Consider the following 14,377-nt stretch of genomic DNA (forward strand, 5'->3'; position numbering starts at 1 on the left):
GTAGGGCTCGATGAACTCCCACTCCACATCCGTCAATTGCACTCGCGTCACGCAAAACGATCTACCGGATCGGACCCCGAAACGAGGGCGGATCCCGCAGATTGATCACAACCAAATACACGCCCTAGTTGCTGGCTGCCGTGCAGGCCGGAGAGCAGCCAGGTGACGCCGGCGCTGTCACGCATGGCGATCACCGAGCCGTCGGAAGTGGCGTAGTAGCGCTTGGCTGATACCTGCCCACCGCTCAGGGTCAGCTCGGTACCGTCGAGGTAGAGCGTGGTCGTACCGTTCGGGTCGCGCCGGATGAGGCGCTGGCCGTCGGCGTCGTAGACCATGTCGGTGTTCTGACCCGCAATGGTGGCACGGGTGAGCTGGCCCAGTTCGTTCCAGGTGAAGGTGCCCTGTTTGCCGCCGACGATGCGGGAGGTGAGCTGGCCGGCGTTGTCGTAGGTGTAGGAATCGGTACCCGTGGGCCTGGTGATGGAGGTGACCGCGTTCGGCCGGACGGCGGTGGAGCCAGGTGCGGGATAGGCGTAGGCGGCGGTCTGACCGTTGTCGGTCAAGGCCGTGAGGTTGCCGACCTTGTCGTAGGAATAGCTCTGGTTGTAGGGGTCGGCGCCCAGGTTGTCGGCCGAGCCGGTCGTGCACGCCGCGGCCGTGGTCGTCCAGGCGGCGATGAGCCGACGCAGACCGTCGTAGGTGTAGCACTCCGCCTGCGCGGGTGTGGAGGTGGAATCGAGGACCCTGGTCAGCTTGCCCGCTGCGTCGTAGGCGTAGCGGTCATCCTGGATGGTGTCAGGCGCTGAGGTGTTGGCCTTGGCCTGGGTCGTGATCCTGCTGAGCCGGTCGGTGACCGGATCCCGCTCCAGAACGCGCTTGACCTGGCCGTCGCCGCCGAGGGCTCGGGTCGCGAGTTTGCCTGTGGCGGTGAAGGTCGTGTCCTTGACGTAGGTGAAGCCACCGGCATGGTCAGAAGCGATCCCCTTGGCCAGACCGAGACCGGTGTACGTGTGGGTGATCGTCTCGGCGGGCAGGCCGCCGGCCGCCGGCACCCCCTGTTCCCGCAGGTTGCCCGCGTCGTCGAAGCCGGCTGCGAAGGCATAGGTTCCGGCGAGGGCCCCTTCGGGGGGAGGAATGACGATGCTGGTGCCGCTGCGCCGGTAGTCGTCGTCGTACGCGGTGACCGCCTGCGTGTAGGCCCTGTCACCCGCGTAGCGCGTGGCGGTGGCGGGGTGGCCCTTGGCCACCGTGTCATAGGTCCACTCGGCCAGCTTCGTGCCGCTGTCCGCCTCACCGGCCCATTGAGTGGTGCGGCGTCCGAGGTCGTCGTAGGTGTAGGAGATCTTCTGCCCACGGCCGTCGATGCTCCAGCGCATGCGCCCTGCCAGGTCGTAGCCGTACGAGCTGGATCCGGCGTCGGGATCGGTGGCGGCGGTGCGGCGGCCGAGCAGGTCGGTCGTGAACGTGCGAACGTTGCCATTCGCATCGGTCATCTGCGACAGGTTGCCGTTGAGATCATAGGCGAAGGTGGTGTCGTGATGCGTGGACGCGTCCGCCCACTCCTCGATCTTGACGGTACGGCCGAAGACGTCGGTGACCGTCGCCGTCTTCATGCCGACCGGCGGGGTCACCTCGGCCCGTTCCGCACCGGGGTAGGCCGTGGTCGTGCGGCGCAATTCCGTCCCCAAGTGGTAGGAGACGGCGGCGACGGGGCGTTCCTGGTCGTCGTACGAGATCTTGGTCCACTGCGGCACGTCCGTCAGCGCGGGGTTCAGCAGGCCGCTGCCAGGCTGCTCGGTGTTGTGCACGGGTTCGGTGACGGCCTGGGCCAGTCCGCGGGAGTCGTACGTGCTGATCTCGACGATGCGGCCACCCACGGGTGATGCTGTCTGGGTTTCTCTGGGCCGCCCGAAACCGTCCTCATAGCTGTGACTGGACAGCCACAGCGCATCGGCGCCGGTGCCTGACAGCAGTCGTTTCACGGTCGTGGCGATGGGGGCCGTTGGCTGGCCCAGCCAGCCGTCCCAGGGGCTTGACAAGATCGCTGGTCAAGTCGCCCTCTCGCATAAGGCGCTCTTTCGAGTTTGTTTCTTCTATGATCTGCATCACATATTTCAGGCGCCTCAGTGCGTGGCAGCAACTGCACATGATGCTGTTGGGTTTGTTCGCGAGAGTTGACCGCGGTTGTTCGTCAGGCGTGACCGCGCAGTCGAACGTCACGTTCAAGATCGAGAGCCGGCTCACTCGCGCCTCCCACCCAGGGGCCACCCGCAGCGCAGCCTGCGAACCTCCGACACCTTCCGGCCATGCTGATCCGCCGGCGTAGCGAGGTCGTGTCGGACATTCAGCAAGACCGCCGTCGTCGTCATCACCGCGAAGTCCGCCGGGCGCAAGGTCTTCGGCCTCGCCACCGCAGACGTCCGTCTCGCTTGACCTCTTGGGCGTCAGTCCGGCAGCCAGTGCAGCTCGCGCGCCAGGGTCTTGGCGACGGCACGGACGCGGCGGTGCAGCGGCGACTGCTCGCGTGGGAGGACCAGGTGGATCGTCAGGCTGGGCGCGCCCCGCAGCGGTCGCCAGGTGAGACCGGCCGGTTGTGCCGTGGCCGCGGCTTCTCCGGCCGGGGCGAGGGTGACCCCGTCGAGCAGGTCGCGCTGAGACATGTCGAAAGAGACTGCGGGCGTGTGGAATCGGGGGTGTGGTCGGGTGTCTCGGAACAGTGCGGACAGCTGATCGTGGATCACGGGGTTGGCCGCACGGTCCGGGAGTCGCAGCGGGTACGCGGCCGCGTCGGCGATCTCGATCTCCGGGTGTTCGGCCAGCGGGTGGTGCTGCGCCAGCTGGACCCCGACGCGCATACGCCGCAGCAGGAATCGGCGCACGCCACGGCCCGGCTGTTCACCGCGGGTGATCCCGGCATCGATGCGCCCGTCGGCGACCGCGGGGGAGATCTCCGGTGTCGCCATCGGGACCGCGCTGACCTCGAGTCCGCTGTTGCCGCGAATCAGCCTGTCCACCAGGGCCGGTGCCGTCTCGGCCCCGGCGCTGAGGCTGTATCCGATGCGCAGCGTGCCCAGTTCACCGGCCGCCGCGCTCCGGGCGGTGTCCCATGCCCGGTCCAGCGCCGCCAGCGCGGGCGGCGCGGACTCCGCCAAGGCCGCACCGGCCGTGGTCAATACGACGCTACGCGTGTTGCGGACCAGCAGGGCCGTACCGAGTTCCGCCTCCAACCGGCGCATCCGGGCGCTGAGCGCGGGCTGTGCGATACCGATCCGTGCGGCCGCGCGGGTGAAGTTCAACTCCTGCGCCAGCACCAGGAAGTACCGCAGGCTCACCGTGTCCGGCGCCACGCGCCCTCCCCGCCGATTGATAACGATCCGTTCTGAGCCTATCCCGTACCGATCTTTCCCTCGACCGCACATCGAGCCCTAACCTGCGCATATGACGATTCAGCCGACCGCAGTACCCGTCGCCGGGATCGATCGATCCGAGTGTCACTTCGAAGCCGGACGTGTCCGGCCCCACACAGGAGGTTTCCATGGCCAAGGGCTACTGGGTCAGTGTCTACCCCGCCATTTCCGGCTCTGAGAGTCTGGCTGCCTACGACAAGCTGGCCGGTCCGGCTGTCCAGGCTGGGGGCGGGCGCGTCCTGTCCCGGATCCCGTCCCGTGGCGGTCGAGTCGTCGCCCACGAGGCCGGAATCGCGCAACGCGTCGTTCTGATCGAGTTCGACAGCTTTGAACAGGCCGTCGCGGCATACGAGAGCGAGGCATACCAGAAGGCGCTGGTGGCCCTCCCCGACGGCTTCGAGCGCGACTTCCGCATCATCGAAGGCATCGACTGACCGGCGGGCCCAGCCATCGAGCATCCGTCACCTGATACGCACGCCACCGGCGGTGCGGTCATCATCCACTACCCGGTGCGGGACGGCACCGGCTGAGGCAGGCCGGTACGCTCCGGGACGCGTTCGGCCGGCCGTTGCGGCCAGGTCCGGCCATCGGCGGACGCCGTTCGCGGTTGCCGGTTCGTTGAGCGTCAAGGGGGGCCGATGTCCTGGCCGGATGTCACGGTGGTCGATGCGTGCGTGCGGCGCGACGGCCGGGGCGGCAGCCCCACGGCCGTCGCCGACGACGACCCGGCGGCGACGGACGCGGACCGGCGTGCGGTCGCTGCTGCGGCCGGCACCTCGCACGCGGCGTTCCTCGGCCCGGGGCGGACGCCGGACGGTGCCGGCGCAGGACGGTGTCCGGCCGATGAGCGCGCAGTACCGCCGGCAACCACCGGGCCAGCGCCGCGAGAACGCCCGATACAAGACAAAGCGTGATCTTGTCGTCAGGGCCGGACGCAGTCAATCCGCAGCTCAGAGCCATCGCGACTGAATTTCGACGCGGTACAGGTTCCTGATCCCCCGTGAGAGCTACCGCGATGTCCGTTCCAGGGGGATGGCACGCCCGGCTCCGATCCCTAACCTCACATAAGCCGCGGAAGACACCGCGGAAATTGATCGAGAGGATCGCGATCGTGGCGTCCCCGGAGCACCCGGAAAGTACCCTCCCGCAAGCCGGCCCTGCCACGGGCCGCGGCCGGTTGCGCAGGTTCCGATTCCCCGTCCTGCTGGTCGCGTTGTTCGGTGTGATGGTGGTGACGGGCGGGATCAACCAACTCGTCTCGCCCGTCCCCATCCTCGCCCTGCCGGTGGGCGTCGGCCTGGCCATCACCGCTGTGGCCTGCTACCACTGGTTGTGCCGGGCCGTCGAGCTCCGCCCGGACATCTCCGAACTCGGGAAGACGGGCCGATGGTCCCAGCTGCGGCGCGGCGCGGTGCTCGGGTTCAGCCTGTTCACCGGGTTGATGGTGCTGATCGCGGTATTCGGTGGCTGGCAGGAGGTGTCCTGGGGTTCCTTCGGCGGCTTCCTCGGCGCCGCGGGCCTGATGGCGGGCGTCGCCGCCACCGAGGAACTGCTGTTCCGCGGGGTGGTGTTCCGCATCATGGAGGAACGTATCGGCACGGTGCTCGCCCTGGTCGTATCCATGCTGCTGTTCGGTGCGATACACCTGGTCAATCCCAACGCCACCCTGTGGGGTGCGTTCGCGATCGCCTTGACGGGCGGAGCCATGCTGGCCGCCGCCTACGTCGCCACCCGCTCGCTGTGGCTGCCCATCGGCCTGCACTTCGCCTGGAACTTCACCCAAGCGGGGATCTTCGGTGTCACGGTCTCCGGATCGGGCGTACCGCCCGAGGGCCTGCTGAACGTCACGCTGTCGGGTCCGTCCGCGCTGACCGGCGGCACCTTCGGCCCCGAGGCCAGCCTTTTCGCCCTGCTGGTCTGCATGGTGCCCACGATCTTCCTGCTGCGGCGGGCCGCCCGCACCGGTCAGATCCGGCCCCGCCCGCACCGCGCCAAGCTCTCCGCCTGACCGGCACGATGCCGGCCGCGGGAGCCGACGCCGCGTCAACCCTGATCGGCTGGCACCAATCCCACCCGATAGGCGAGAACGACCGCCTGTACACGGTCCCGCAGGTCGAGTTTCGTCAGGATCCGCGACACATACGTCTTGACGGTCTCGGCGCTGATGGACAATCGTCCGGCGATCTCCGCGTTGGACAGGCCCTCAGCGAGCTGTTCGAGTACCTCCAGCTCCCGCTGCGTCAGTGCCCGCATGACCTCCTGCAGGGCCGTGCGGGAGGAGTCGGTGGGGCGCAAGCGCTCGGCGAAGCGGCCGATGAGGGCACGGGTGACGGCGGGCGCCAGCAGGGAATCACCACGCGCGATGGTGCGTACGCCGTCCACCAGTTCTTTCGGCCGCGCGTCCTTGAGCAGGAACCCGCTGGCGCCTGCCCTGAGCGCTTCGTAGGCGTACTTGTCGACGTTGAACGTGGTCACCACCAGCACCTTCACCGGATCGGCGACGCCGGGCCCGGCCAGTCGCCTGGTGGCCTCGATGCCGTCCAGGACGGGCATCCTGATGTCCATCACGACGACGTCCGGCAGCAGCCGCCGCGCGGCCTCGAGCGCCGCGCGGCCGTCCGCGGCCTCCCCGACGACCTCCATATCGGGCTGGGCGGAGAAGACCGTGGTGTAGCCGGTGCGCACCAGCTCGTGGTCCTCGCAGATGAGCACCCGGATCGGCGTACTGGTCATGCGGTGCTCCTGGACGGGATGAGGGCCCGGACGCTGAACCCGCCCCCGGGCCGGGCTGCGGCGGTCAGCTCACCGTTCAGCATGTGCAGGCGCTGGCGCAGCCCGTCCAGCCCTCGTCCCCCGGACGGCACGGCGGGGCCTTCTGCGAGAGCGGACCCGTCGGTGGTCACCTCGATGTCGATGTGGTCGGCGCGGTGGTGGACCGTGACCCTGGTAGGCCGGCCCGTCGCGTGCTTGATGGCGTTGGTGAGGGCTTCCTGAACCACCCGGTACGCGGCCAGCTCGACGTCGATGGGCCGGGGCAGGCGCTCACCGTGCTCGGTCAGTTCGACGGGCTGGCCGGAGACGCGGGCCTGTTCGACCAGGTCGGCGACCCTGTCGAGGGCCGGCGTGCGGTCCGTGAGCGCGGCGTCGCCGGTCGCCTCCAGCACACCGAGCAGATGCCGGAGTTCCGTCAGCGCCTGCCGGCCGGTGTCGCTGATGGCGGCCAGTCCTTGCCCTGCGCGTTCCGGCGCGGTGCCGACCAGGAACTGTGCCGCGTCGGCTTGCACCACGATGGCGGTCACGTGATGGGTGACCACGTCGTGCAGCTCGCGGGCGATGCGGGCGCGTTCGTCGGCGCCGGCCGCCAGCGCGCCGAGCCGCTGCCGTTCGGCCTCCTCGGCCCGCCATCGGCGCACGCCGACGCCGGCCATCCAGATCACCACCAGAACCAGGTAGAAGGCGAGGAAGTCCGAGATCCGGTTGGGGGATCCCAACTGGCTCAGGACGACCGCCAGCGCGGCGTAGCCGCCGCTCACCGCCGCCGCGAGCGTGCGACGCCGCCGGGACTGTTGAGCTCCGGCCGTATACAGGGCCAGGTAGAAGCCGATGCTGGCGAACGTCTGCGGATAGCAGAGTGCCTGATGAACGGCGAAGGCGGCGCCGATGACGGCGAGGCAGGCCGCCGGGTGACGGCTGCGGAGCGCCAGCGGCGCCGACTGCGCCACGGTCAGCACCACCGCCAAGGCGTCGGCCGGGCGCTTCGGCAGGTCGCTGAGCTGCGCTCCGATGAGGGACAGCGTAGGAACGAACGCCAGCGCAGTGAGCGTCACCGCGAGCGCGCTGTCCTTGACCGAGGCGTGCCGGGCTCTCCACCAGATCGGCCATGAGCGGACGGCCAGGGGAACGCTCGCGATCATTGGTGCAGTCTAATGGCCCCTCTGCCCGTACCTGGGGCACTCAGAGCCTTTCGCCATCTCGCGCGGGAAGCTGCTCTTCCGGAGCGCTCGCCCGCTACCTCCGCAGCGGCCAGCTGACCGGGCAGCATGCCGGGCCTGGGACGGGTGCCGTAAGGCGGCGGTCCCTTCCGTCGTGACACCGCGCCCGGGAACCCTCCCATCAGCGGGACAATACTACGCAGAACGGGCGGGAGGGGCCGTAACGCTGGTGATGTGCCCGACCAGGAGATCCTTCGCGGATCGCACGAACTCTGTGACGAGTGGGTTCGTGTCCGCGGTCCGGGTGGCTACGACGATCTGGCAAGGCTCGATCCCGTCGAGCGCAACGGTGACGAGGCCGGGGCGCAGGGTGTAGCGCCGGTCGCCGGCAGGGACGATGGCGATGGCGGTGCCGTCGACGATGGCCTCGAGTTTGTCCTCGTAGGTCTCGGCCAGGGTAGGACCCACCGGGGCGGGTTCACTGTCCGATCGGGGTTCGAGCCGCCAGAAGGTGGTCCATTCGACGCCCATCCCGGTACAGCCCACGAGTGGTTCTGCGGCAATGTCGTCGGCCGTGACCGCCTCTTTCCCTGCGAGGCGGTGCGACGCGGGCACGAGCAGGACCCGGGCCTCGGAGTACAGGACCGTCACCGCCAGATCCTCGGCTGGGATCGGCAGCGGCGTACGGGTGACCAGGACATCGACCTGCCGCTCCAGCAGCATGGAGGCGTCCTGCGAGCCGAGGTGACGAGTACGGACGTGGGCGTCGGGATATCGCCGGCGCAGGTTGCGCACGGCGGGTGTGATGACGAGATCGTCGACGTACCCGATGGTGATGGTGCGCGCCGGCGCCGCGGCCAAGGCGGTCTGGACCGCCTGCTGGGCGCCGTGCAGCAGTTGCTGTGCCTTGGGCAGGAAAGCCGCGCCTGCGGCGGTGAGGCGGCTGCCCTGGGTGGTGCGCTCCAGCAGACGCACGCCGAGAGTGTTCTCCAGGCGCTGGATCTGACGGCTCAGGGAAGGCTGGGCAACATGCAGTTCCTCGGCCGCCCGGGCGAAGTTCAGCTGCTCGGCGACGACCGTGAAGTACCGGACCAGCCGTAGGTCCAGATCGGGAAGCATGTCCCCAGACTAGTCCCCCGTCATGCACTTCCTGCATAACGGGGTGCAATGCAGGTCTTGGACGCCTACGCCGGTCCGGTGGTGTCATGCCTCGTATGACCATTGTCTTTGTCCACGGCGTCCCGGTGACCTCTGCGGTCTGGACCCCTCTGATCAGCGAGCTGCCCAAGTCCCAGCAGCAGGACGTGGTCCGGCTCTCACCTCCGGGCTTCGGTGCCGCACTTCCTGCAGGCTTCGGGGCCACCTTCCTGGACTACCGGGATTGGCTCATTGACGAACTGTCGCAGCTCAGGACCCCGGTGGACCTGGTCGGTCACGACTTCGGCGGCGGTTACGTGCTGGAAGTCGCGATGGCCCGTCCCGACCTGGTGCGCAGCTGGATCAGCGACACCATTGGCGGGTACGAACCGGACTTCTCGTGGCATGAGATCGCAAAGACCTGGCAGACGCCGGGGGATGGGGAACGCCACATCGAGGAGACCTTCTCGGGAGACGCCGCGGAACGGACGGCGCGCATGATCTCGTGGGGCATCCCGGAGCCGGCGGCCGGCCAGGTGGCGCTCGGGCAGGGCCCCGAGATGGGCAGAGCCATCCTGTCGCTGTACCGCTCCGTACCCGAGAACATGCTGGCCGAACGCGGGCGCAACCTGCCGGCGGCAGCAGCCCGGCCCGGTCTGGTTCCTGTGGCCACCGACGACCTCACTGCCGGCAGCGTTGCCCTCCGCCACCGCGCCACCCAGCGCGCCGGCGCCCGTGCCGTCGACCTCGACGCGCTCGGTCACTGGTGGATGCTTCAGGACCCGGCCCGGGCCGCCCGCATGATGTCGGACTTCTGGGACAGCCTGTGAAGCCGCACATCCGGAAGCCATCGATCTTGAACACCGCGCAACACGATCACGGAAAGACCGCCATCACCTCATGACCATGCACATCCCCGATCAGACCGGCCGGACCGTCATCATCACCGGCGGCAGCAGCGGCATCGGCAAGGCCACCGCTGCCGCACTGGCGGCGAAGGGCGCACGGGTCATCCTCGCCGTGCGCGACCAGACCCGCGGCCGCGCGGCCGCCGCCGAGATAGGCGGCCTCACCGAGTCGCGCCCGCTCGACCTCGGGTCGCTGGCCTCCGTGCGTGAGTTCGCCCGCACGACGGACGGCCCCATCGACTATCTGATCAACAACGCCGGTTCCATGACCCACACCCTGCAGCACACCACCGACGGCTTCGAGAGCCAGCTCGGCGTCAACCATCTCGGGCACTTCGCCTTGACGAACCTGCTCCTGAGCCAGATCACCAGGCGGGTGATCACCGTGTCCTCCACCAATTACCGCAGCGCACGCATCGACTTCGAGGACCTGCAGTGGCAACGACGGCCCTACCGGCCGTTCGGCGCCTACGGACAGACTAAGCTGGCCAACCTGCTGTTCACCCGGGAGCTGCAGCGCCGCCTGAACAGGGCCGGCTCACCGATCCTGGCCACGGCAGCGCATCCCGGCTGGGCGGCCACCGGATTCACCATGACCACCGGCCGGCGGATCCTTGACCACACCCTCGCACTGGGAACGCGGCTACTGGCCCAAAGCCCCGAAGGCGGGGCCCGGCCGACCCTGCTGGCCACCGTCGGCAACGTTCCCGGCGCCAGCTTCTCCGGCCCCAGCCGGTTCGGCGTACGCGGCCCCGCCGCCCTCGAAGAACTGTCCGGCGAAGCACTCAACGATGACACCGCGCAAAAGCTCTGGGAGGTTTCCGAACTCCTCACACATATCAAGTTTCCCCTGCCTGCCGCCTGAGCGGCCGATCTGACCCGGCCGGGCTGTAGATCACCAGAAACATCGGGCAGGCGCCCAGGTTGGGTAAGGATCGTGTCGGTGCGCCATGGAAAGCGCTGTTTGTCCGAACGGAGCGAAGGGTCACCGACGCCCAGCCGTCGTGGCGGCGGCCGGTCATGTTCCAGGCGTAGAAGCTCGCGCCGCCGAGCTCGGCCACCGCGGTCGGCAGCAGGCTCGCCGCCAGGTAGATGTTGATCGCGCCGACGAGCACCCCGCCGGCCAGCACGATCGCCGAGCCGAGGTGCTCGCGGCCCAGTAGTTCCCGCCGGGCGGGCGGGGTGGAGGGTGGGCCGGCGACCCGTTCGTAGTGGTCAGCACTCATGCGTTCCACGATGTCGTTGAACCGTTGCCGGAAACTTCCGCGCCATCCGCCGCTCGCGGCCAGGCCGGCGGGCGGGCGGGCAAGCCTCAACCCACGATCCAACCCTGAACGCCGCTCGTCCTCGGCAGAGCGCTACCTGGTCGGGGCCGGGGCGGGTTCAGCCCGAGGCGGCCAGGGCGGGGCGCAGTTCGGCCCAGGCCCACGCGCCGAGCGTCGTGTCCGTGGTGGTCTCCGGAGTCCTGGGCTGCTCGGGCACGAATCCGTCGCGCAACCCGGTCGACATGCCCATGATGGCCTCGACCTGCGCCTCGGTCAGGCCCGCTCCGGCCAGCGTGGCGCGCATGACGTCGTCCTCGACGCGCCGGACGGTGACGGTGCGGCCGAGGACCTCGCCGACCACGGCCATGGCGTCGTTCCAGGACAGGTCCCGGGGGCCGTGCACGGCGCGCACGTGCCGTCCCGACCAGTCGGGGCGCAGCAGCAGGGACGCGCCCACCATGGCGATGTCGGCCGGCGCGACCCAGCTGAACCGCTGGTCGGCGGGAAGGAGCACGGCCACGGAGCCCGAGCGGATGGCATCGAGCTCGAACAGCAGGTTGCTGTAGAAGTAGCCGCACCGCAGGTGGGTGACGGCCAGGCCGGGGTGGGCGGCGGTGAGCCGGTCCAGCGTCTCCTCCACGTGGCCCAGTCCGTCGATCTCGCCGGCGCCCTTGCGCAGCTCCGCGCCCACGCTGCTCTGCAGGACGGTCCGGGGGACCTGGTTGGCGGCGATCGCGGCGGCGACGGCCTCGCCGGCCTCGGCGTAGCCGGCCACGGGGTCGTCGCCCTCGCCGGGCGGCACGATCAGGTACAGCGCGTCGACGCCGCGGGTCGCCTCGGTGACGGCCGCGGCGTCCCGCAGGTCCACCTCGCGCGCGTCCACGAGGTCGCCCCAGCCCGCTCGGGCCCGTTCGGGGTGGCGGCTCAGCAGGCGCGGGCGGACGCCGGCGCGGACGAGGTGGCCGACCAGGTGGCGGCCGACATTGCCGGACGGTGCGGTGATGGCGATTTCCATGCCGTCACCGTACGAGGAGATGTGGCCGGATCCTGTCCGCGATGGTCGGCACACTGGAACCATGACCGTTTTCGAGCCGATCGACGGCGATCCCGCCGGCCGTACCCTCCACCTGCTGGAGCTGCTGGCGGCCAGACCGGGCTGGTCGGCGGGCGAGCTGGCCGAGCGCCTGGCGGTCAGCACCCGCACCGTGCGGCGTGACGTGGCCCGCCTGCAGCGCCTCGGCTACGCGGTCGAGAGCCGCCCAGGGCCGGGCGGCCACTACGCGCTGCGCCCCGGCAGCAGGACGCCACCGCTGATCTTCCAGGACGACGAGGTTCTCGCCCTGGTCACGGCCCTGCGCATGGCGGAGGGCGTGCTCGCGGGAGACGCCGCGCAGCGGGCGCTGGCCAAGCTGTCGCGGGTGCTGCCGCGGCGGCTGCGTACCGTGCTCGACCAGGCCGCCGCGGGCAGCGAGAACGTCGGCGGCGAGAGCGGGGAGGTGGACCCGGCGATCCTGTCGGTGCTGCTGCGGGCGGCCGGTGAGGACCTCGTGCTGCGGTTCGCCTACCGCGACCGGCACGGGGTGGCCAGCGAGCGGCGGGTGGAGGCGGTGCGCTGTCTCTACGCCCGCGGCCACTGGTACCTCCTCGCCCACGACCTCGACGCCGGCGACTGGCGGGTGTTCCGCCTCGACCGGGTGCGGGAGCCGGAGACGGGGGAGCCGGGGCCCGGCGAGCGCCGCAGACCGGCAGAGGACCTCGCCGCCTGGCTGGCCACCGACTTCGGCCGCCGCCCCCGCCCCGACCACGCCGCCACGGGCGCCGGACCGGAAGGCGGGGGCGCGTCGGGGGTCAGGTCGTGAGCGGAGGTCTCCTGCACGTGTGGGTGCCGGATGCTGCGCACAGGGTTCGATGAGAGCCACGTCGTGGCGGTGGACCTGGACGTCAGCTTCGGCTCGACCACGCTCCAGGAATCACCCGATGCCACGGTAAGTTACCAAATAATTACTCTGGGTAGTACTTCCTTGTCAGTACTAGGCAAAGGAGAGGAAGTGCCGGGCCGTGAACGCCGAACTGCGCGAGCTGGCCACCACCGTCCACCCTGATCCGATCACCTCGGCGCGCTACCGCGCCGCCGGCCACTGGCGCGAGGAGACCGTCGTCGACGATCTCGCCCGCGCCCGTGCCGCCGTCCCCGGTCAGGTCGCACTCATCAGCTCGTCGGCGCACCGGAGGGAGCGGACGCGCACGCTGACGTTCGGCGAGCTGGGCGAACAGGCCGACCGGTTCGCCGCCGGCCTGCACGGGCTGGGCGTGCGGCGCGGCCAGGTGGTCGCCTTCCAGCTGCCCAACTGGTGGGAGGCCGTCGCGCTCGCGCTGGCCTGTGCCCACCTCGGCGCGGTCGTGCTGCCGCTCAAGCTGGGCATGGGCGCGCACGAGCTGCGCCGCAGGCTGCGGGTCTGCGGCGCGGGCGTATGCGTCACCGTGGACCGCTGGGACGGTGTCGACCACGCCGGCGTCCTGGCCGAGGCGGCCGCTGGGCTGCCCGAGTTGCGCCACCGCGTGGTCCTCGGTGACGCGGCGGCCACCTCCGCCGTCGACTTCGACGCCCGGCTGCGCGGCGCGCGCGGCCCGATCCCGCCGCCGACGCCCCTGCGCGCCGACGAGGTGGCGCTGGTGGCCTTCACCTCGGGCACGACCGGTGACGCCCTGGGCGTCCTGCACAGCTTCAACACCATGCACGCGGCCATCTCCCGGGCCGAGGGACCCGTCCCGGACCCGGTCGCCGTCGCGAGCGTGATCGGTGTCCCCGCGGGATTCAGGAAGATCGTGCTGGAGACCGTCCTGCGCCGCCGCCGCGTGCTGATCAGCGACAGCCCCGACCCGGCGCACTGGCTCGACCTGCTGGCCGAGCACCGTGCCACGTCCATGATCGCCATTCCGCGTCTGCTGCGCGACCTGGCCGCCGAGCAGCGGCTGCGCCCGCGGCCGCTCCCCGAGCTGCGGAGGCTGAACAGCCTCGCCGCGCCGCTGACTGCGGCGGACGCGCTGCTGATCAGCGAGCACCTGGGCGCCGAGCTGATGAACAACTGGGGGATGACCGAGACCGGCGGCGGCCTCAGCACCAGCGCGGCGGACCCGCCAGGCTGGGCCGCCCGCAGCATCGGCACCCCCCGCCGTGGCGTTGAGGTGCGGTTGCGGGAGGAGCCGGGCGCCGGGCGCGGCGTCCGGCGGCTCGCCGTGCGTAGCCCGTCCGTCTGCCTGGGCACCTTCCGGCGCGACACCGGCCGCCCGGTCTGGGTCCCGCGCGACCACGACGGCTGGTACGACACCGGCGACCTCGTCCGCGACGACGGGCGCGGCGGCCTGCAGTACCTCGGCCGCGCCGCCGACCGCATCTCCGGACCCGGCGCGAGCATGATCCCCGTCCACGACGTCGAGGAGGGCCTGCGCGAGCACGCGGGCGTCGCCGACGTGGCCCTGGTGGGCTACCCCAGCGCCGAACACGGCGAGCTGCCCTGCGCCGTCGTCGTCCCCGCCGCCGACCCGCCCCCGTCCCTGGAGGAGCTGCGCGACCACCTGACCGGCCGCGGCATGTCCCGCTGGCAGTTGCCCACCCGCCTGCTCCTCGCCCCGGCCCTGCCTCGCAACGACCTCGGCAAGGTGCGCAAGGACCAGCTCAGGCAGCGCGGCGCCACCTCCTGACCGGATCGCGTCCAGCGCCGCGATCC

At 70.4% G+C, this 14,377-nt stretch carries 13 protein-coding genes; 6 read left to right on the forward strand and 7 right to left on the reverse strand.

Annotated elements, in window-relative coordinates:
- Window positions 1-47 precede the first annotated feature (47 nt).
- Both ACBJ32_RS42805 and ACBJ32_RS42810 read right to left on the reverse strand, forming a co-directional pair.
- A complete protein-coding gene (locus tag ACBJ32_RS42805) occupies window positions 48-1,982 on the reverse strand; it encodes a hypothetical protein (protein ID WP_375131665.1) in 1,935 nt (644 codons plus the stop codon).
- 462 nt (window positions 1,983-2,444) lie between these two features.
- Window positions 2,445-3,347: a LysR family transcriptional regulator gene (locus tag ACBJ32_RS42810; protein WP_375131667.1), complete on the reverse strand. Its 903-nt coding sequence runs from the start codon at window positions 3,345-3,347 to the stop codon at window positions 2,445-2,447.
- Window positions 3,348-3,535: 188 nt separating this feature from the next.
- Between ACBJ32_RS42810 and ACBJ32_RS42815 the strand changes: the two genes are divergently transcribed.
- Together ACBJ32_RS42815 and ACBJ32_RS42820 are read left to right on the forward strand one after the other, a co-directional pair.
- A complete protein-coding gene (locus ACBJ32_RS42815; RefSeq protein ID WP_375131668.1) occupies window positions 3,536-3,841 on the forward strand; it encodes a DUF1330 domain-containing protein in 306 nt (101 codons plus the stop codon).
- A gap of 743 nt (window positions 3,842-4,584) precedes the next feature.
- Complete coding sequence (locus tag ACBJ32_RS42820; protein ID WP_375131669.1) at window positions 4,585-5,415, forward strand: lysostaphin resistance A-like protein; 831 nt, start codon at window positions 4,585-4,587, stop codon at window positions 5,413-5,415.
- Window positions 5,416-5,450: 35 nt separating this feature from the next.
- Here ACBJ32_RS42820 and ACBJ32_RS42825 read toward each other — a convergent pair whose 3' ends face one another.
- From ACBJ32_RS42825 to ACBJ32_RS42835, 3 genes are all read right to left on the reverse strand, one after another.
- Window positions 5,451-6,140, reverse strand: a complete 690-nt coding sequence (locus ACBJ32_RS42825) for a response regulator (RefSeq protein WP_375131670.1) — start codon at window positions 6,138-6,140, stop codon at window positions 5,451-5,453.
- The gene (locus ACBJ32_RS42830) at window positions 6,137-7,321 is read right to left on the reverse strand and encodes a sensor histidine kinase (protein ID WP_375131671.1); all 1,185 of its coding nucleotides are present in this window, start codon (window positions 7,319-7,321) and stop codon (window positions 6,137-6,139) included. Before ACBJ32_RS42830 ends, ACBJ32_RS42825 begins: the two co-directional genes overlap by 4 nt.
- Window positions 7,322-7,534: 213 nt before the next feature.
- Window positions 7,535-8,458 (reverse strand): LysR family transcriptional regulator, encoded by a 924-nt coding sequence (locus ACBJ32_RS42835; RefSeq protein ID WP_375131672.1) that lies wholly within the window; start codon window positions 8,456-8,458, stop codon window positions 7,535-7,537.
- Window positions 8,459-8,544: 86 nt separating this feature from the next.
- On the opposite strand from ACBJ32_RS42835, the gene ACBJ32_RS42840 reads away from it, so the two are divergent.
- Together ACBJ32_RS42840 and ACBJ32_RS42845 are read left to right on the forward strand one after the other, a co-directional pair.
- Window positions 8,545-9,306, forward strand: coding sequence for an alpha/beta fold hydrolase (locus ACBJ32_RS42840; protein ID WP_375131673.1), 762 nt, complete (start codon window positions 8,545-8,547; stop codon window positions 9,304-9,306).
- A gap of 70 nt (window positions 9,307-9,376) precedes the next feature.
- Entirely contained in the window at window positions 9,377-10,249 is an 873-nt protein-coding gene (locus ACBJ32_RS42845; protein WP_375131674.1) for an oxidoreductase, read from the forward strand.
- On the opposite strand, the gene ACBJ32_RS42850 is transcribed toward ACBJ32_RS42845, so the two are convergent.
- Window positions 10,224-10,610, reverse strand: a complete 387-nt coding sequence (locus tag ACBJ32_RS42850; protein ID WP_375131675.1) for a hypothetical protein — start codon at window positions 10,608-10,610, stop codon at window positions 10,224-10,226. The genes ACBJ32_RS42845 and ACBJ32_RS42850 overlap by 26 nt on opposite strands.
- Before the next feature lie 157 nt (window positions 10,611-10,767).
- Window positions 10,768-11,664: an NAD(P)H-binding protein gene (locus tag ACBJ32_RS42855; protein WP_375131676.1), complete on the reverse strand. Its 897-nt coding sequence runs from the start codon at window positions 11,662-11,664 to the stop codon at window positions 10,768-10,770.
- Between the two features lie 61 nt (window positions 11,665-11,725).
- Between ACBJ32_RS42855 and ACBJ32_RS42860 the strand changes: the two genes are divergently transcribed.
- Both ACBJ32_RS42860 and ACBJ32_RS42865 read left to right on the forward strand, forming a co-directional pair.
- On the forward strand, window positions 11,726-12,508 hold the full coding sequence (locus tag ACBJ32_RS42860; RefSeq protein ID WP_375131677.1) for a helix-turn-helix transcriptional regulator: 783 nt from the start codon (window positions 11,726-11,728) through the stop codon (window positions 12,506-12,508).
- A 199-nt stretch (window positions 12,509-12,707) separates the two neighbouring features.
- A complete protein-coding gene (locus ACBJ32_RS42865; protein ID WP_375131678.1) occupies window positions 12,708-14,351 on the forward strand; it encodes an AMP-binding protein in 1,644 nt (547 codons plus the stop codon).
- Window positions 14,352-14,377 lie beyond the last annotated feature (26 nt).

Source organism: Nonomuraea sp. GTA35 (assembly GCF_041950525.1).
GTDB lineage: Bacteria > Actinomycetota > Actinomycetes > Streptosporangiales > Streptosporangiaceae > Nonomuraea.